The organism is Kitasatospora phosalacinea, from assembly GCF_000717185.1.
Taxonomy (GTDB): domain Bacteria; phylum Actinomycetota; class Actinomycetes; order Streptomycetales; family Streptomycetaceae; genus Kitasatospora; species Kitasatospora phosalacinea_A.
This window is the reverse complement of the sequence record NZ_JNYE01000002.1, coordinates 14489-29145: the sequence shown is the minus strand read 5'-3', so window position 1 is coordinate 29145 and position 14657 is coordinate 14489. Positions and strand designations below refer to the sequence as shown.

Genomic DNA, 14657 nt, shown 5'->3' with positions numbered 1-14657 from the left:
TCCGGGCGTCGGGCGGCTAGCGGAGGGCCTGGCCGATCCGGTCCAGCGAGGACAGCCGCATCAGGCCGTAGTGGTAGAACTCGACCTCCGGGACGCCGAGTTCGCGCAGGGCGGCGATCTTGGCGGTGAGGTTGGCGGGGCCGTCGCAGTCGGAGGCCATCGGGCGCAGGATCACCGCCATGTCCCGCGGGCGGACGCCGTGCAGGGCGAAGGCGGCGACCTTCTCGCGGACCTCCTCCGGGGTCCGCGCGTAGCCGAGGGTCTCGATCTGGTGGGCGGCGCCCGCGAGCGAGGGCAGGTCGATGCCGGACAGCCAGCCGGTGCCGGGGCCGCCGCCGTCCATGAAGGTCAGCCGCATGCCGTGCTCGGCGGCGGTGGCGGCCAACTCGGCGGCCAGCGAGGTGACGGTGCGGGCCGAGGCGTCGACGTACGCGGCGAAGGCGCCGCCCGCCAGCTCGTCCAGCGCGGCGGGGGCGAGGGCGCGCGACCCGTCGGCGAGGCGGGAGCGCAGCTCGGCGCGGACGGTGTCGCGCACGTGCTCGGCGGGGACGCCCGCGGCGGTCGCGGCGGCCAGGCAGTGCGGGCAGAAGCAGACCGACAGCAGGGCCTCGGTGACCGGGCCGAGCTCCTCGAAGTAGCGCTCGTGGTGGTAGCCGTGCGCCAGGCCGTGGAAGTGCAGCGACTCGGCGCGGATCGCGTCCACGCCGTAGCGGCCGAGCTCCTCGACCACGGTGCGGCAGTAGTCGCGGACCTCCGGGTTGGCCGGGCACAGCTCGGTCAGGTGGCGGTCGCCGAAGGCGTTGGCGGGCGCGCAGTCCGGGTGGGCGAAGCCGAGCCGGTCGTTGTGGCAGAAGACCGTCCAGGCGTGCAGCTTCAGGCCGCGGCGGCGGGTCTCCTCGGCGGCCTCGGCGAACGGGTCGCGCTCCCCGATCGCGGTGGAGGGCAGCGGGGCGAGCCGGCGCCCGGCCCAGCGGGCCGGGTCGGGGCGGAAGTAGGCGGCGCCCGGCTCCAGGTAGCGCAGCACCCGGCGCGGGTTGTGCGGGAAGACGTCCCGGGCCTCGTGGTAGACGGACGCGAGCGTGACGCCGCCGACCCCGGCCCGGTCGGTAAGGTTGCCGAAGAAGGTGTCGGCCCCTTCGTCGAGCAGGTCGGTGGCGAAGGCGAGGACGGACGTCTCCACGGGGCAACTCCGGAGAAGGAAGTACGGGGAGTGACCACGCTAACCGTGCGCTCCCGTATTGGTCTATACCTGGTTGGGTGAGGAGAGCGGCGTCATGACGGTCTACCGGGGCTTCGACCAGCAGGAACTCGACCGGGAGTACTCGCCCAGCACCCGGGCCGCCGACTTCGACGCCGAACTCGCGGCGTACGCGGCCGAGAGCCGCCGGGCCCTGTGCGAACTGCCCGGCCACCGCGAACTGCGCTACGGGCCCGACGCGCCCGAGCTGCTCGACTTCTTCCCCGCCGCCCGGACGGGCGCCCCGCTGCACGTGTTCGTGCACGGCGGCTTCTGGCAGGAGCTCGGCAAGGAGGACTCGGCCTTCCCCGCGCTGGACCTCGTCCCGCACGGCACCGCGTTCGCCGCCGTCGGCTACGGGCTCGCCCCGCGCTGGACGGTCGAGCAGATCGTCGAGCAGACCACCTCGGCCGTGCGCTGGCTGGTCGACCACGCGGCGGAACTCGGCGCCGACCCGGAGCGGATCGTGCTCAGCGGCAGCTCCGCCGGGGCGCACCTGGCCGCGGCGGCGCTGCTCGACCGGCGGCTGCGCGGGCGGATCCGCGGGGCCGCGCTGCTCAGCGGCGTCTACGACCTGGAGCCCGTCGCCCTCAGCTACGTCAACCAGCCGCTCGGCCTCGACCCCGCCCGGGCCGCCGCGCTCAGCCCGCTGCACGCCGGGCGGGCCGCGCTGGCGGCGCTGCCGCCGGTGGTGCTGGCGCTGGGCGAGCACGAGACGGACGAGTTCGGACGGCAGCAGGCGGAGTTCGCGGAGGCGCTGCGGGAGGCGGACGTCCCGGTGCACGAGCTGCTGGTGGGCGGGCGCAACCACTTCGACCTGGTCTTCGACCTGGGGAGGACCGGCACCGTGCTGGGGGCCGCGGTGGAGGCGCTCTGGCGCAGCTGAGGTCCGGCGGCGGGACGGGGGTCCGCGGATAGGCTGGGCCGGCATACCGAGGACCTTCGACGAGGACGGTGACCGATGACCGGGCGCATTCCGCTTCCGTACGACTTCCTGCCGCCGGTGCCGGCGTTCCGGCTGCGCAGCACGGACCTGGTGGACGGGGGCATGATGCCGGACGCGCACGTGCACGCGCTGGGGAACACGTCGCCGCAGCTGTCGTGGTCGGGGTTCCCGGCGGGGACGCGGTCGTTCGCGGTGACCTGCTACGACCCGGACGCGCCGACGGCGGCGGGGTGGTGGCACTGGCTGGCGGTGAACCTGCCCGCGGAGGTCACCGAGCTGGCGGCCGGGGCCGGGGCGGACGACGGGGGGCTGCCCGGCGGGGCGTTCCACGTCCGCAACGACTTCCCGGGGCACCGGTACGACGGGGCGGCGCCGCCGCCCGGGCCGGCCCACCGGTACGTGTTCGTGGTGCACGCGCTGGACGTCCCGGCCCTGGAGGTCGGGCCGGACACCCCGGCGGCGCAGGTCGGGTTCCAGCTGACCGCGCACGCGCTGGGGCGGGCCCTGCTGACGGTGGAGTACCGCTCGGCGTAGCGGCGCTCAGGCCAGCACCTGGCGCAGGAACGCCTCCAGGTTGGCGACCGTCCGGGTGATCTGCTCCTCCAGCGGGAGCGACTCGTCCGGGCGGCTGACCGAGGCGGTGCGGCGCAGGCCGCGGACGTACAGCGAGCAGGCCAGGTCGGCGCAGAGGTAGGTGCCGACCGAGTTGCCCTCGCGGCCGGCCGCGCCCGCCCGGGGGGCGGTGAGCAGGCAGACGCCGCTGCCCGCGTGGGCGGTGATGCAGACCGAGCAGACGTTGGTGCGGGTCAGGCTGCGCTTCACGTTCGGCGAGCGGAGGGTGATGCCGACCGGGGCGTCGTCCAGGACGGCGACCAGGTAGGCCCGGTCGGGGGCGCCGAGGTCGCGCCAGCCGAGGAAGTCCAGGTCGGCCCAGCGGCGCTCGGCCAGGTCGCGCGGGACGGGGAGGCGCTTGGCCTCGCCCTTGGAGCAGTTGACGAAGGACGCCCGGATCTCGGGCTCGGTCAGGGCACGCATGCCCCCGACGCTAACCGAGCGGACGCGGGGGCGTCGTCCGGTTTTCCGCCGGTATCGTCCCGGCCCGCGCGTTGGGTGGAGCCCGGTTCGCGGGGCGGGCCACACTGGGGGGATGACCCAACAGCGGCGGTTGATCGTGCTGCGGCACGCCAAGGCGGACTGGCCGGACGTCCCGGACGAGCTGCGGCCGCTGGCCGAACGCGGCCGGGCCGACGCGGCGGCGGCCGGACGGTGGCTGGCGGAGCACGAGGTGGTGCCGGAACGGGTGCTCTGCTCCACCGCGGTGCGCACCCGGCAGACCTGGGAGCTGGTCGAGCCGGAACTCGGCGGCGCGCCCGAACTCGTCCTGGAACCGCGGGCGTACCGCGCCGAGCCAGACGAACTCGTCGACCTGCTGCGGGAGTTGCCGTCGGTGGTGCGCACCGCGATGCTGGTCGGGCACCGGCCCGAGGTGCAGGAACTGGTGCTGGGGCTGGCCCGGGGGAGCGGGGGCGGGGGCGGGGCGCTGGAACGGCTCCGGGAGAAGTTCTCCACGGCCGGGATCGCGGTGCTTGACGTACCGGGTGAATGGGGGCAACTCGCACCCGGACGAGCCGAGTTGACCGATTACGTCGTGCCGCGCGGGTGAGTGCGGGGGCGTGCGGGGGGCGTGATAGGCATGGGGCATGCGCTTCGATGCCGTCCCCAAGCCGCCCGCCGTGGCGGACCGCCCGCGTGACGAGCGGGGCTACCCGGTGCCCGCGATCACCCCGTGGGAGGACGGGCGGCCGCAGTTCGCGCTGACCGACCACGACCGGTCGGCGGCCTGCGCCCGGGAGCGGCTGTGCTCGGTGTGCAACACGCTGATGCCGCGCGGGCCGGTGTGGCGGGTGGTCGGCGGCGCGGAGGCGGTGGCGATCGGCGAGGCGCTGGCGGCGGGCCGCCCGTACCGGAACATGGCGCCCACCACGGAGGGCCCCGGCCACCGGGCGTGCATGCTGTACGCCGCGATGGTCTGCCCGTACCTGGCCCGGTCGAACGCCCGCCGCCGGGTGTCGGCCGTGCAGGGCGGCACCCCGGACGACCTCACCGCGCACGTGGTGCGCGGGGCCGCCCGGGGGGACGCGGGCGCGGTGGTCGGCTTCGACGAGTACGAGTTCGCGATCACCCCGACCAAGGTGCTGTTCCGCTTCCTGGACCCGGTCGAGTGGCTGCCGCACGACGACGCCGACCAGCAACTTCCGAATCTGGTGCAGGAGTTGGAGCGGATCGCTCAGCGGTAGGCGGGCAGGCCGACGGTGTCGGTGACCTTCTCCGGCTTCCCGCCCGTGAACGGGACGGTGTAGATGCCGTCCGGGCCGCGGAAGGCGACGGTCCTGCCGTCGTGGCTGATCGCGGGCTCGGTGTAGTCGACCGTCGCGTCCGGGGTGAGGTCGATCTGCTGGTCGGCGTTCTCGTCGGCCGGGCTGGCGAAGACGTGGCTGTGTCCCTTCGCGGAGCGGACGAACACCAGCGCGCCCTCGTCGGCCAGCGCGGGCTGCGAGCCCTCGGCGACGGCGCCGCCGTTGGTCCGGCTGACCACGTCGTGGAAGTAGACCTGGCCGTCGTCCTTGTTGGCGTACACCGTCATGCCGGACAGGCCGTTGGAGTACGGCCACTGGTTGCCGGTCTCCGGGATCTGCGCGCCCTCGGAGTCGCGGACCAGGTGGTGCCGGAGGGGGCCTTGGCGACGACGGTCTTGTGGCTGCCGTCCGGGTCGGAGGTCTCCAGGTTGCCGTTGCCGTCGACGAAGGCGGCGTGCTTGCCGTCCGGGGACCAGGCCAGGTCGCGGACCACGGTGCCGAAGTCGACCGCCCTGCCGTCCATCAGCACGGTGCTGGTGCCGGTGCTGACGGTCAGCTTGGTGCCCGCCGTCCTGTTCAGCTTGCCGCCCTTGGCCGGGGCGGCGGTGGTCGCGGCGCTGGTCGGGGCAGTGGCCGGGGCGGAGGCGGCGGTGCTGCCGGTGTCCTCGCCCTCCGGGTCGCAGGCGGTCAGCAGCAGGGCCGACCCGGTGGTGACGGCGGCCACCAGCAGGGCGGCGGCGGACCGGCGCGGACGGGTGCGTTCGTTCATGATGCGGTTCCCCCAGAACGGAATGCGGAGGGCGGAGCCGGGCGTCCGGGCGGGCGGACCGGCCCGGGCTGGCTGCCGCCGGTGCTTCGGGCACATCCTGGCAGCAGCGTGCGACAGCCCGGGCGGCGGGGGCCGCTCGGGCTGTCGCACCGGGGGCCCCGGTTCGCGGAGCCTGAATTCGCGGACCGGGACGGGTCGGTGACGGTGTGTCGGGAGTCGGCTCCCGGGGCGGGTCAGCCGCGGTAGGCGGGGAGGCCGACGGTGTCGGAGACCTTGGTCGGGGTGCCGCCCGCGGCGGGGACGGTGTAGATGCCGTCCGGGGTGCGGAAGGCGACGGTCCGGCCGTCGGGGGAGAAGGCGGGCTCGGTGCAGTCCGCGGTGGCGTGCGGGGTGAGGTCGCGCTCGGCCGCGCGGTAGTCGCTCCCCTTGGTGAACAGGTGGCTGTGGCCCGCGACGGAGCGGACGAACACGATGTCCCCGTCGTCGTCGCGGTCGGGCTGCGAGCCCTTGGCGACCGCCATGCCCTCCTGCCGCAGGTACTGGTCGCGGATGTACACCTGGCCGTCGTCCTCGTTGGCGTAGACCGAGGAGCCGATCCGTCCGGCGGTGTTGGGCCACAGGTTGCCGGTCTGCGGGACCGGCGCCGGGTCCTCGTCCGCGTAGGTGTTCAGGGTGATCGGGGGGACCAGGTGGTGCCGGAGGGGGCCTTGGCGACGACGGTCTTGTGGCTGCCGTCCGGGTCGGAGGTCTCCAGGTTGCCGTTGCCGTCGACGAAGGCGGCACGCTTGCCGTCCGGGGACCAGGCCAGGTCGCGGACCACGGTGCCGAAGTCGACGACCCTGCCGTCCATCACCACGTAGCGGGTGCCGTTGCTGATGGTCAGGCCGGTGCCCTCGGTCAGGTTGAGGGCGGCCTCGACCGGCCGGGCGGACGGCCGGGCCGGGGCGGTGGTCGCGACGCCGGACGGGGTGGCGGCGGGCGCGGAGGCGGAGGCCGGGGCCGACGGGGTGGCGGCGGGTGCGGCGGGCGCGGACGGGGTCGCGGTGGCGGACCCGGCGGTGCGGGACGGCGTGGCGGCGGCCGACCGGGCGGCGGCCTTGCCGTCGGCCGACGGGTCGCAGGCGGTCAGCAGGAGGGCGGAGCCGGCGGTGATCGCGGAGACCAGGGCGACGGCGGAGGAGCGGCGGAGGCGGGCGCGCGCGGACATGGATGGTTCCCCCCGGGAACGGAGCTGGTGGTGGGTGGTGCGGGTGCCCCCGCCGGTTCTTCCGTTCCGTCTTCCGGGGCGATGAGTGAAGCTTCACAGTCGGATGACCCTGCGGGGTAAGCGAATTGTCACTGTGCGGCAACAGGCGTTCGGGTGCGTCCGAGCGCCTCGCCGCGCGGTCGGCGGGGGCACTGGCTAGCGTGGCAGGGCATGTGCTTTCACCCGGGGCGGCGGCCCCGGGGCCCGACCCCGGGTCCGACCCCGGGCCCCGGTCCCCGACCGCGGGGACCCCGACAGCGGAGGGAGACGCACCATGACGGCACCACCTGAGGGCACCCCCGTCTGGGCCGACGCGACGTTCGCCGACCCGGAGGGCGCCCAGGCGTTCTACGGACAGGTGCTGGGCTGGACGTTCGGCGAAGCCTCGTCCGAGTTCGGCAACTACACGCAGGCCCTGAAGGACGGCAAGGCGGTCGCCGGGATCGTCCCGCCGCCGCCCGGGCAGGAGGGCCGCTCCGCGTGGGTCCTCCACCTGGCCACCGCCGACGCCGCGGCCGCCGCGGAACGGGTCCGGGCGGCCGGCGGCACCGTGCTGCTGGAGCCGGTGCAGGTCGGCAGCCTCGGCTCGATGGCGCTCGCCCAGGACCCGGCGGGCGTCGTGTTCGGCCTCTGGCAGAGCGGCGACCACCGGGGCTTCGAACTGCGCGACGCGCCCGGCAGCTACGGCTGGGCCGAGGTGTTCACCCGGGACACCGCCGCCGCCAACTCCTTCTTCCCGCAGGTGTTCCCGTACCGGGTGCGGAAGATCGTCGACGACAAGGTGGACTACAGCATCTACCACCTCGGCGACACGCCCGTCCTCGGCGCGATGGGCATGGGGCCGGACGTGCCCGCCCAGGTGCCGCCGTTCATCAGCGTCTACTTCCTGGTGGACGACTGCGACGCCGCCGCCGGACGGGTCGCCCAGGCCGGCGGGCAGCTCGTCTTCGGGCCGATGAGCAGCCCGTTCGGGCGCTTCGCCTCCTTCGTCGACCCGCAGGGCGCGGCGTTCTCGCTGATCGACCCCGGCGCCGCCGAGGGCGGGCGGCCGAACACGGTGGAGGTGGGCTGAGGCATGGTCACCCCGCTCCCCGACCTCACCGGCGAACGCGCCGACCTGCTCGCCGCCCTCGACAAGCAGCGCGGCTTCCTGCGCTACACCGCGCGCGGCCTCACCGACGAACAGGCCCGACAGCGCACCACCGTCAGCGAACTCACCCTCGGCGGGCTGGTCAAGCACGTCGCCGGGGTCGAGGAGCGCTGGCTGCGGTTCGCCGTCGGCGGCGCCGAGGCGATGCGCGCCGAGGGCGCGCCCGACGACGCCGACAGCTGGGCCGAGCAGTTCCGGATGACCGACGGCGAGACCCTGGACGTCCTGCTGGAACGCTACCGGGCCGTCGCCGAGCACACCGACAACCTGGTCGCCACCCTCGACCTGGACAGCGAGCAGGCGCTGCCCGCCGCGCCCTGGTTCGAACCCGGCGCGTCGTGGAGCATGCGCCGCGTCCTGCTGCACGTCATCGCGGAGACCTCGCAGCACGCCGGGCACGCCGACATCCTGCGCGAGGCGCTGGACGGGCAGAAGACCATGGGCTGACGGCTGACGGTCACTCAGAGTGCGGGCTCCAGGTGGGCCCAGGGGCGGGCCGACTCCAGTTGGGCGGCGAGGGCGAGCAGGGTGCCCTCGCCGCCCAGCGGTGCCACGAACTGCACGCCCAGCGGCAGTCCGTCCGGGGTGCGGTGCAGCGGAACGCTGGCGGCCGGGCGGCCGGTGATGTTGGCGAGCTGGGTGAACGGGACCGGCGCCAGGTTGGTGATCACCGCTTCCTCGTACGCCTTCGTCCGGCTGAGCAGGCCCAGTAGGCCCAACGGCAGCAGCAGCCGGGCCAGCGTCCGGACGGCCGGGGGCGTGTCCAACTCGCCGATGTGGACCGGAGGGCGGGCGAGGGTCGGGGTCAGCAGCAGGTCGTAGCGGGTGTGGAAGGTGGCCAGCTGCCGGTTGTACAGGTTCCAGCGCTGGTGGGCCGCGTAGTAGGCGGGCGCGCGCATCCGGCGTCCGGCGGCGGCCAGTACGTGGGTGTCCAGTTCGAAGCCCGCGTTCCCGGAGCCGGTGAGGCGCTTGACCTCGTCCACGGTGGCGGCGGTCTCGGTGGCCCACATGGCCAGGAAGTCCAGGGCCAGGCCGCGTTCGTCGATGCCGGTGTCGGCCTCCTCGACGTGGTGGCCGAGGCCCTCCAGCAGGGCGGCGGCGTCCGCGACGGCCGCGACCGCCTCCGGGTGCACCTCGGTGCCCAGCGGGGAGCGGGTGGTGAAACCGATCCGTAGCGGGCCGGGCGCGCGGCGGGCCGCCTCGGCGAAGGGCTCCGCCGGGCGGTGGGGCAGGTACGGCCCGGCCGGGTCGGGGGCGCCCGCCAGCACGTCCAGCATCGCGGCGGTGTCCCGGACGCTGCGCGAGACGACGCCGTCGGTGGCCGCGCCGTGCAGGTGCTCGGCGGCCGCTGGGCCGGCCGGGACCAGGCCGCGGCCCGGCTTCAGGCCGAACAGGCCGCAGCAGGCCGCCGGTATCCGGATCGACCCGCCGCCGTCGTTCGCGCCCGCCACCGGGACGACGCCCGCCGCGACCGCCGCCGCCGAACCGCCCGAGGAGCCGCCCGGGGTCCGTCCGGTGTCCCACGGGTTGCGGGCCGGGCCGGTCGCCTCCGGCTCGGTGACGCCCTTGCTGCCGAACTCCGGCGTGTTGGTCTTCCCGAACACCACCAGCCCCGCGTCCAGCCAGCGCCGCACCGACTCGCCGTGGGCCGCCGCCGGGACGTCCTGCAGGGCCCGGCAGCCACTGCCGGTCGGCAGGCCCGCGTAGTCCTGGATCAGGTCCTTCACCAGGAACGGCACCCCGGCGAACGGGCCGCTCAGCTTTTCGGCGGCCCGGGCCCGGGCCAGGTCGTACATCGGCCGGACGACCGCGTTCAGCCGACCGCCGACCTGCTCGGCCCGCTCGATCGCCACCTCCAGCAGCTCCCCGGCCGAGACCTCCCCGCCAGCCACCAGCGCGGCCAACCCCACCGCGTCGTACCCGCGGTACTCGCCGTACTCCACCACGACCTCCGAGATCACCCAGCCCGAGCGTGCCGGTGACCCTACCGCCGAGTAGGCCCGCTGCCCAGGCCCCAGTAGCAGGAGACGACATGACAGTGCACGACATCGAACGGATCGGGACGCTGGCGGCCTTCGGCGCGGTGTGGGCGGTCCTGGCGACCGGCCACGCCCTGGCCGACCACGTGTTCGGGCAGACCGACCACCAGGCGGCGAACAAGGCCGCGCCGACCCGGGCGGAGGTCGCCGCCGGGGCGGACCCCCACCGCGGCTGGAGGGCCTGCCTGGCGCACGTCGCCCAGTACCACCTGGTGATGGCGGCCGTGCTGGCGCTGGTGCGGCTGTTCATCCCGCTGCCGCTGTCGCCGACCGGGACGGTCGCCGGGTTCGCCTGGTCGATGACCACCCACGCCTGGCTCGACCGCCGCTGGCCGGTGCGCTGGCTGCTGCGGCACCTCGCCTCCGCCGCCTTCGCCGAGCTGCGGACGGCCGGGATGAACGGGATGTACCTGGCCGATCAGGCGCTGCACAAGGGCGCGCTGCTGGTCGCGGCGGTCCTCGTCACCCGGCTGTGAGCGCGGTCAGCGGCACTCCAGGGACGCGGTCCGCAGGATCCAGTCCCGCCGCAGGACCTCCAGCGCCCCGCGGTGGCTGGCGAAGTTCTGGACGAACTCGGGCCTGTCACGGGCCCGGACCAGGGCCGCCCGCCGCACGCCCAGCCAGCGGCTCACCTTCTCGTTGCTCAGTGCCAGCTTGATCGCGCGGAAGTCCCGGGGGGTGCCGTCGGCCACGCGCACCGCCGGGTGCACCCCCACCGCCAGGCGCTTCAGCGGGTCCTTGAACTGCCGGAGCAGGTGGTCGACCCGCTGGCGGTGGTGGAGCAGGGCGGCGACCGAGTCCTCCAGGCCGGGCCGACGCAGGAGTTCGCGCAGTTCGGCGGCCGGAACCCGGACGAGCTGGCAGTCGGTCAGCGTCACGGCCGTGGCGGTGCGGGGCTCGCCGAACAGGGACGCCTCGCCCAGCAGGTCGCCCGGCCCGCGCAGGTGGCAGGAGGTGCCGCCGTGCCTGACGCATTGCTCGATCCAGACCAGACCCCTGAGGACGAGGAAGACGTAGGGGCCCGGTTCGCCCTGGTTGAGCAGTCGGTGGCGCGGCGTCCGGGTGATCCGCTCGAACCCGGTCGTCACGGCGTGCCAGGTCGATTCGCCGACCAGCGCGCGCCAGGGGCCGAACTCGAAGGAACGGGAGGGCTGGGGCGTCCTGTTCATGCCGGGGAGGCTACGGGGCAGCGGACGGTGTGCGCGCCGGGGTTCCCGAAGGAAGGAAGGGCCGGAACGCGGATTGACGGGAAACAGCACCGGTGTTCGGTTTGTCGCCCCTGTCACTTCTGGTTCGGCCCCGGGAACGGACGCCACCGTCCCGCACCGCACATCCTCGTGGTGACGAAGAGGCCGCCGACCACGAGGAGAGTGCCAGTGCCCACTCCACCGCTTGCGCCCGGACACCGAACCGTTCCGATGCCCGATACCCAGGGGATGGCGGCGTTCGACGCGAAGGGGTTCTCCGAACTGCCGTCCCTGACCCAACCGGGGGCGAGCCGGCTGATCGCCGAACTGGTCGACGAGAGCTTCATCGAGGCGGGACTCCAGCAGGTGCTCGACGAGCGGTCGTTCACGGCCCCGCGCGGCGACGGTCTCGCGATGGGGTTCCCACCGAAGTACCTCCCCGCCGTGATCGACTGGTTCGTCCCGCTCCTGGACCGCGCCGCCGCCGCGTACAACGCCTGCCGGCGGGACGCGCCGGTGCGGTTGCGGATGAGCCTGCACCTCGGGCCGGTCACGATCGACGGCAACCCGCCCGACGCGAACGGCGCCGCCCGCAACGACCTGCACCGGCTGCTGGACAGCGAACCGCTCAAGCGGGTGCTGGACGCGTCCGATCCCGAGGTCACCCACCTGGTCTCGGTCTTCTCCGACCGGGTGTACCAGGACGTCCTGGTCGGCGGCTACAGCAAGCTGCGACCGGGGGCGTGCACCCGGGTGGAGGCCACGGTCAGCGGAAAGGCGGCGTTCCACCAGACGGCCTGGCTGTACATTCCCTCGCCCTCGGGCGGGGCGACCACGAATCCCGCCGCCCGTCCCGGTGCCGGCGGGGCGCCGGACGGTCCGTGGCGCTTTCCGCGCCGGCCCCGGCTCAGCCAGACCGTGGGGAACGGGACCGCCGTCGCCGGGGACGTGTACGGCGGCCTCACCATCGTCCACCGCCCATGACCGACGGGCCCGAAGCAGGACCCGAACCTGTCGGTGCCTGCGCCAGCTGCGCCGACCACGGCAACCGCGGCGGCCAGCAGGTCGGCAGCGGCCTCGCTGTCGGCGGGGGCATCGGAGAACTGAACGTCTACATCGGGCAGCTGCGGGTGCTCCCCGACCTCGGCGCCCTGATGCGGAGCGGGCTGGGCGAGGCGGTCGGCAGGCTCGCCCAGGTGACCCGGGCCACCGCCGATTTCTTCGACCGACACACGCCACAGCAGGGCCGTTTGACCGACGAGCCCGCAGCGGAAGGAACGGACCCATGACGACCCTCGTCTTCACCGGACTGCTCGACAGCATCCACCACCGGGTGCTCCACCCCGATCCGGACCGGCGGCTGCGGCTGGAGGTCTCCGGCCCGGCCGGGGGCCGGCTGCTGCTCGACCCGCTCGCCGCGCGCGACCTCGCCTACCGGTCCGCTCCCGAGGAGGGCCGGGAGGTGTGGGCCGGGGCGATCCGGCTCGCCCAGCGCTCCCAGCGGCCGGAGGGGGAGTGGTCGACCTACCTGGTCTGGCTGTTCTCGCCGGTCCTGCGGCGTACCGTCCGGAAGGTCTCAGGCCGACTCGCCGCGGACCGCAGGGACGTCGAGGCCGAGGCCGTGGCCGGCCTGCTGGACGCCGTTCCGGACGCCGACCCGGACCACCCCGAGGCGTCCCGCTGGTTGCTCCGGCGGGCGGCCCGCCGGGCCTGGGACGCGGCGAGGACGGCCTGGCCGGAGCGGCCGGACCAGGCGGCGGCGGCGATCGCCGACCGGCAGACGCTGCGTGACGGGACCCCGGCGCAGGCACAACCCTGGGAACCGGACTGGGAGTTGGCGATCAGTCCGCCGGCCCGGCCGGACGGGCTCGCGGCGCAGCTCAGGTTCACCGTGTCGCCCACCGTGCGCGAGGGGGAGCGGCTCGGCGCGCTGGCCGAGCGGATGGGCCTGGCCGAGGTGGTGCGGCAGGCCCGCAGGCCGCGCGGCCCCGTGGTCGGTACCCTCTCGCTGCGTCCCGCAGGGGCCACCCGGTGAGCGGGACCGGCGGAGGCATGCGGTTCAGCGAGGTGTTCGACCTGCCGCTGACGATAGACGTGCGCACCGCGGCGCGGATGCTCGGGCTCTGCCCGGCCACCGTGTACCGCCGTCTCAAGGAGGACGACTTCCCTTGCCCGGTGCTGCGCCCGGGGTGGCAGTACCGCATCCCCACCGCCGGCATGCTCCGGGCGATGGGCATCGAGGAGATCCCGGTCCACGCCGAGGACCTGCAGCGCGGCGCCGAGTACGCGGCCGCCGAGGACGCCGATCCGGAGGACCGGACATGAACGTCCCCGTTCCCAGCCAGTCCGCCCGGGACGGCGCGTCCGCGCTGAGCTGCTTCGTCATCGGCCCGATCGGTGACCGCCACAGGGACTGCGGGAGCCCGGAGCGCCTCGCGTACGAGGAGGCGCTGGAGGTCTACGAGAAGGTCGTCCTGCCGGCCTGCGGCAGCGTGGGGCTGGAGCCGACCCGGGCCGACCTGATCGCCCAGCCCGGCGAGATCACCGAGCAGGTCTGCCGGCACGTCATGCACGCCGACGTGGTGGTCGCGGACGTCACGGGCGGGAACCCGAACGTCATGTACGAGCTCGGCATCCGGCACCTGTTGGGACGGCCGACCGTGCAGCTCGGCGAGCACGGACGGCTGCCGTTCGACATCTCGCTGATCAGGACCATCCAGTTCAAACGCACCAGGGGCGGGCTGGTCGACGCGCGCAAGGAGCTGGAACAGGCGCTGCGCAGCGGCCTGCGGGACGGGTTCGGGATCCCGACTCCGGCCCGGGTGCTCAACGGCACCGAGCCCCGGGAGCCCGCGGACCCCGGCGCCGGGACGGCTGACCTGGCCGATCCGGACGACCCGGACGCCCCCGGGCTGTTCGAGCGGTTCGCCGCGGTGGAGGCGGACATGGAGGTGATGGGCGAGGACATGAACGCGATGACCCGCTCGATCAACGACCTCGCCGAGGTGATGGAGCAGTTCGGTCCGCAGATCCAGAGTGCGTGGGGCACCGGTACGCCGCTGTCCGCGAACCTCGCGGTGACCAAACGGATGGCGGCGGCGCTGGCCGCCCCGGCGGGTGAACTGCGGGTGCGGGCGGACCGGTTCGCCTCCCACATGGAGCGGATCGACCAGGCGGTGGGTTCCGCGTTGGACCTGCTGCAGCGCTCCCCGGAGTTCGGGGACGTGCTGGGTGCGGATGCGTTCGTCAACGACCTGGTGGGCGTGGCCGTTTCGATCCGGGAGGGGCTGGCGGTGATGGAGCAGTTCCGCGCGCTGCTGGCCGTGCTGGCGGGGATGAGCATGTCGCTGCGGCAGCCGGTCAGGGAGATCGCCCGGGCCATCGACCGGCTCGGGGAGGTCGTGGCCCGGGCGGAGTCCTGGGAGCGGCGGGGGACCGCGATGCTCCGGGAACGGGTCGCCAGGACGGCGTAAGCGGCTTTTCCGGGGCGGGCGGGGCGGGAGGTGGTCTTCGACACGTACGCGCTGGGCGAGAACGTGATCGCGGGCAACGCGAGGCCGCGGAGGAGGTCGAGCTGCCCGAGGCGCCCGGTCGGCGTCGGCGCGACCGCGGCGACCCGGTCTCGCTGCACCCGCGCCCGCCGGTGGAGGCCGCCCGCCGGTACGTCGAACTGATCGGCGCGGGACGGGTGTCGGCGGAGGGGCGGCGGGACCGACGGTGTCCGGC

The 14657-nt window shown here is 74.6% G+C and carries 20 protein-coding genes; 12 read left to right on the top strand and 8 right to left on the bottom strand.

Features of this window, described 5'->3' with window-relative positions:
- Window positions 1–16 precede the first annotated feature (16 nt).
- Entirely contained in the window at window positions 17–1180 is a 1164-nt protein-coding gene (locus OO57_RS01155; RefSeq protein ID WP_033250319.1) for a hypothetical protein, read from the bottom strand.
- Between the two features lie 94 nt (window positions 1181–1274).
- Here OO57_RS01155 and OO57_RS01150 point away from each other — a divergent pair, with 94 nt between their 5' ends.
- On the top strand, window positions 1275–2123 hold the full coding sequence (locus tag OO57_RS01150) for an alpha/beta hydrolase (RefSeq protein ID WP_033250318.1): 849 nt from the start codon (window positions 1275–1277) through the stop codon (window positions 2121–2123).
- Window positions 2124–2198: 75 nt separating this feature from the next.
- Complete coding sequence (locus tag OO57_RS01145) at window positions 2199–2717, top strand: YbhB/YbcL family Raf kinase inhibitor-like protein (protein WP_033250317.1); 519 nt, start codon at window positions 2199–2201, stop codon at window positions 2715–2717.
- 6 nt (window positions 2718–2723) lie between these two features.
- Here OO57_RS01145 and OO57_RS01140 read toward each other — a convergent pair whose 3' ends face one another.
- Entirely contained in the window at window positions 2724–3218 is a 495-nt protein-coding gene (locus OO57_RS01140) for an FBP domain-containing protein (RefSeq protein ID WP_033250316.1), read from the bottom strand.
- Between the two features lie 112 nt (window positions 3219–3330).
- Here OO57_RS01140 and OO57_RS01135 point away from each other — a divergent pair, with 112 nt between their 5' ends.
- Both OO57_RS01135 and OO57_RS01130 read left to right on the top strand, forming a co-directional pair.
- Window positions 3331–3846 (top strand): SixA phosphatase family protein, encoded by a 516-nt coding sequence (locus OO57_RS01135; protein ID WP_033250315.1) that lies wholly within the window; start codon window positions 3331–3333, stop codon window positions 3844–3846.
- A 37-nt stretch (window positions 3847–3883) separates the two neighbouring features.
- The gene (locus tag OO57_RS01130; protein ID WP_033250314.1) at window positions 3884–4480 is read left to right on the top strand and encodes a hypothetical protein; all 597 of its coding nucleotides are present in this window, start codon (window positions 3884–3886) and stop codon (window positions 4478–4480) included.
- Here OO57_RS01130 and OO57_RS45055 read toward each other — a convergent pair.
- The 4 genes from OO57_RS45055 to OO57_RS43450 form a co-directional block, all read right to left on the bottom strand.
- A complete protein-coding gene (locus tag OO57_RS45055) occupies window positions 4471–4827 on the bottom strand; it encodes a TolB family protein (protein WP_234337178.1) in 357 nt (118 codons plus the stop codon). The two genes, OO57_RS01130 and OO57_RS45055, sit on opposite strands and share 10 nt — an antisense overlap.
- Window positions 4824–5309 (bottom strand): hypothetical protein, encoded by a 486-nt coding sequence (locus tag OO57_RS45050; protein WP_033250312.1) that lies wholly within the window; start codon window positions 5307–5309, stop codon window positions 4824–4826. Before OO57_RS45050 ends, OO57_RS45055 begins: the two co-directional genes overlap by 4 nt.
- Before the next feature lie 233 nt (window positions 5310–5542).
- A complete protein-coding gene (locus OO57_RS42095) occupies window positions 5543–5866 on the bottom strand; it encodes a TolB family protein (protein WP_033250311.1) in 324 nt (107 codons plus the stop codon).
- A gap of 110 nt (window positions 5867–5976) precedes the next feature.
- On the bottom strand, window positions 5977–6516 hold the full coding sequence (locus OO57_RS43450; RefSeq protein ID WP_051776317.1) for a hypothetical protein: 540 nt from the start codon (window positions 6514–6516) through the stop codon (window positions 5977–5979).
- Window positions 6517–6829: 313 nt separating this feature from the next.
- Here OO57_RS43450 and OO57_RS01105 point away from each other — a divergent pair, with 313 nt between their 5' ends.
- Together OO57_RS01105 and OO57_RS01100 are read left to right on the top strand one after the other, a co-directional pair.
- Entirely contained in the window at window positions 6830–7627 is a 798-nt protein-coding gene (locus tag OO57_RS01105; protein WP_033250310.1) for a VOC family protein, read from the top strand.
- 3 nt (window positions 7628–7630) lie between these two features.
- On the top strand, window positions 7631–8152 hold the full coding sequence (locus tag OO57_RS01100; protein WP_033250309.1) for a DinB family protein: 522 nt from the start codon (window positions 7631–7633) through the stop codon (window positions 8150–8152).
- Between the two features lie 14 nt (window positions 8153–8166).
- On the opposite strand, the gene OO57_RS01095 is transcribed toward OO57_RS01100, so the two are convergent.
- Window positions 8167–9666 carry an amidase gene (locus OO57_RS01095; protein ID WP_234337177.1) on the bottom strand — a complete coding sequence of 500 codons (1500 nt, stop codon included), beginning with the start codon at window positions 9664–9666 and terminating at the stop codon, window positions 8167–8169.
- A gap of 71 nt (window positions 9667–9737) precedes the next feature.
- Between OO57_RS01095 and OO57_RS01090 the strand changes: the two genes are divergently transcribed.
- A complete protein-coding gene (locus tag OO57_RS01090; protein WP_063737468.1) occupies window positions 9738–10220 on the top strand; it encodes a hypothetical protein in 483 nt (160 codons plus the stop codon).
- A gap of 6 nt (window positions 10221–10226) precedes the next feature.
- Here OO57_RS01090 and OO57_RS43445 read toward each other — a convergent pair whose 3' ends face one another.
- Complete coding sequence (locus tag OO57_RS43445; RefSeq protein WP_051776312.1) at window positions 10227–10913, bottom strand: Crp/Fnr family transcriptional regulator; 687 nt, start codon at window positions 10911–10913, stop codon at window positions 10227–10229.
- 249 nt (window positions 10914–11162) lie between these two features.
- On the opposite strand from OO57_RS43445, the gene OO57_RS43440 reads away from it, so the two are divergent.
- From OO57_RS43440 to OO57_RS01060, 5 genes are read left to right on the top strand one after another with little or no spacing between them, the layout of a single operon-like run.
- Window positions 11163–11915 carry a hypothetical protein gene (locus tag OO57_RS43440; RefSeq protein ID WP_158714993.1) on the top strand — a complete coding sequence of 251 codons (753 nt, stop codon included), beginning with the start codon at window positions 11163–11165 and terminating at the stop codon, window positions 11913–11915.
- Window positions 11912–12220: a hypothetical protein gene (locus tag OO57_RS43435; protein WP_033250308.1), complete on the top strand. Its 309-nt coding sequence runs from the start codon at window positions 11912–11914 to the stop codon at window positions 12218–12220. Before OO57_RS43440 ends, OO57_RS43435 begins: the two co-directional genes overlap by 4 nt.
- On the top strand, window positions 12217–12966 hold the full coding sequence (locus tag OO57_RS01070; RefSeq protein WP_033250307.1) for a sigma factor: 750 nt from the start codon (window positions 12217–12219) through the stop codon (window positions 12964–12966). The genes OO57_RS43435 and OO57_RS01070 overlap by 4 nt, the downstream gene beginning before the upstream one ends.
- Window positions 12967–12983: 17 nt before the next feature.
- The gene (locus OO57_RS01065) at window positions 12984–13256 is read left to right on the top strand and encodes a helix-turn-helix transcriptional regulator (protein ID WP_033250306.1); all 273 of its coding nucleotides are present in this window, start codon (window positions 12984–12986) and stop codon (window positions 13254–13256) included.
- Window positions 13253–14404 (top strand): hypothetical protein, encoded by a 1152-nt coding sequence (locus tag OO57_RS01060; RefSeq protein WP_033250305.1) that lies wholly within the window; start codon window positions 13253–13255, stop codon window positions 14402–14404. Before OO57_RS01065 ends, OO57_RS01060 begins: the two co-directional genes overlap by 4 nt.
- The last annotated feature ends 253 nt before the right edge of the window (window positions 14405–14657 follow it).

Excerpts from the sequence above, each read along its gene's own strand:
- OO57_RS01150 (WP_033250318.1), top strand. The coding sequence starts at position 1,275 with ATGACGGTCTACCGGGGCTTCGACCAGCAGGAACTCGACCGGGAGTAC.
- OO57_RS01145 (WP_033250317.1), top strand. The coding sequence starts at position 2,199 with ATGACCGGGCGCATTCCGCTTCCGTACGACTTCCTGCCGCCGGTGCCG.
- OO57_RS01140 (WP_033250316.1), bottom strand. The coding sequence starts at position 3,218 with ATGCGTGCCCTGACCGAGCCCGAGATCCGGGCGTCCTTCGTCAACTGC.
- OO57_RS01135 (WP_033250315.1), top strand. The coding sequence starts at position 3,331 with ATGACCCAACAGCGGCGGTTGATCGTGCTGCGGCACGCCAAGGCGGAC.
- OO57_RS01130 (WP_033250314.1), top strand. The coding sequence starts at position 3,884 with ATGCGCTTCGATGCCGTCCCCAAGCCGCCCGCCGTGGCGGACCGCCCG.
- OO57_RS45055 (WP_234337178.1), bottom strand. The coding sequence starts at position 4,827 with ATGACGGTGTACGCCAACAAGGACGACGGCCAGGTCTACTTCCACGAC.
- OO57_RS45050 (WP_033250312.1), bottom strand. The coding sequence starts at position 5,309 with ATGAACGAACGCACCCGTCCGCGCCGGTCCGCCGCCGCCCTGCTGGTG.
- OO57_RS43450 (WP_051776317.1), bottom strand. The coding sequence starts at position 6,516 with ATGTCCGCGCGCGCCCGCCTCCGCCGCTCCTCCGCCGTCGCCCTGGTC.
- OO57_RS01105 (WP_033250310.1), top strand. The coding sequence starts at position 6,830 with ATGACGGCACCACCTGAGGGCACCCCCGTCTGGGCCGACGCGACGTTC.
- OO57_RS01100 (WP_033250309.1), top strand. The coding sequence starts at position 7,631 with ATGGTCACCCCGCTCCCCGACCTCACCGGCGAACGCGCCGACCTGCTC.
- OO57_RS01090 (WP_063737468.1), top strand. The coding sequence starts at position 9,738 with ATGACAGTGCACGACATCGAACGGATCGGGACGCTGGCGGCCTTCGGC.
- OO57_RS43445 (WP_051776312.1), bottom strand. The coding sequence starts at position 10,913 with ATGAACAGGACGCCCCAGCCCTCCCGTTCCTTCGAGTTCGGCCCCTGG.
- OO57_RS43440 (WP_158714993.1), top strand. The coding sequence starts at position 11,163 with ATGCCCGATACCCAGGGGATGGCGGCGTTCGACGCGAAGGGGTTCTCC.
- OO57_RS43435 (WP_033250308.1), top strand. The coding sequence starts at position 11,912 with ATGACCGACGGGCCCGAAGCAGGACCCGAACCTGTCGGTGCCTGCGCC.
- OO57_RS01070 (WP_033250307.1), top strand. The coding sequence starts at position 12,217 with ATGACGACCCTCGTCTTCACCGGACTGCTCGACAGCATCCACCACCGG.
- OO57_RS01065 (WP_033250306.1), top strand. The coding sequence starts at position 12,984 with ATGCGGTTCAGCGAGGTGTTCGACCTGCCGCTGACGATAGACGTGCGC.
- OO57_RS01060 (WP_033250305.1), top strand. The coding sequence starts at position 13,253 with ATGAACGTCCCCGTTCCCAGCCAGTCCGCCCGGGACGGCGCGTCCGCG.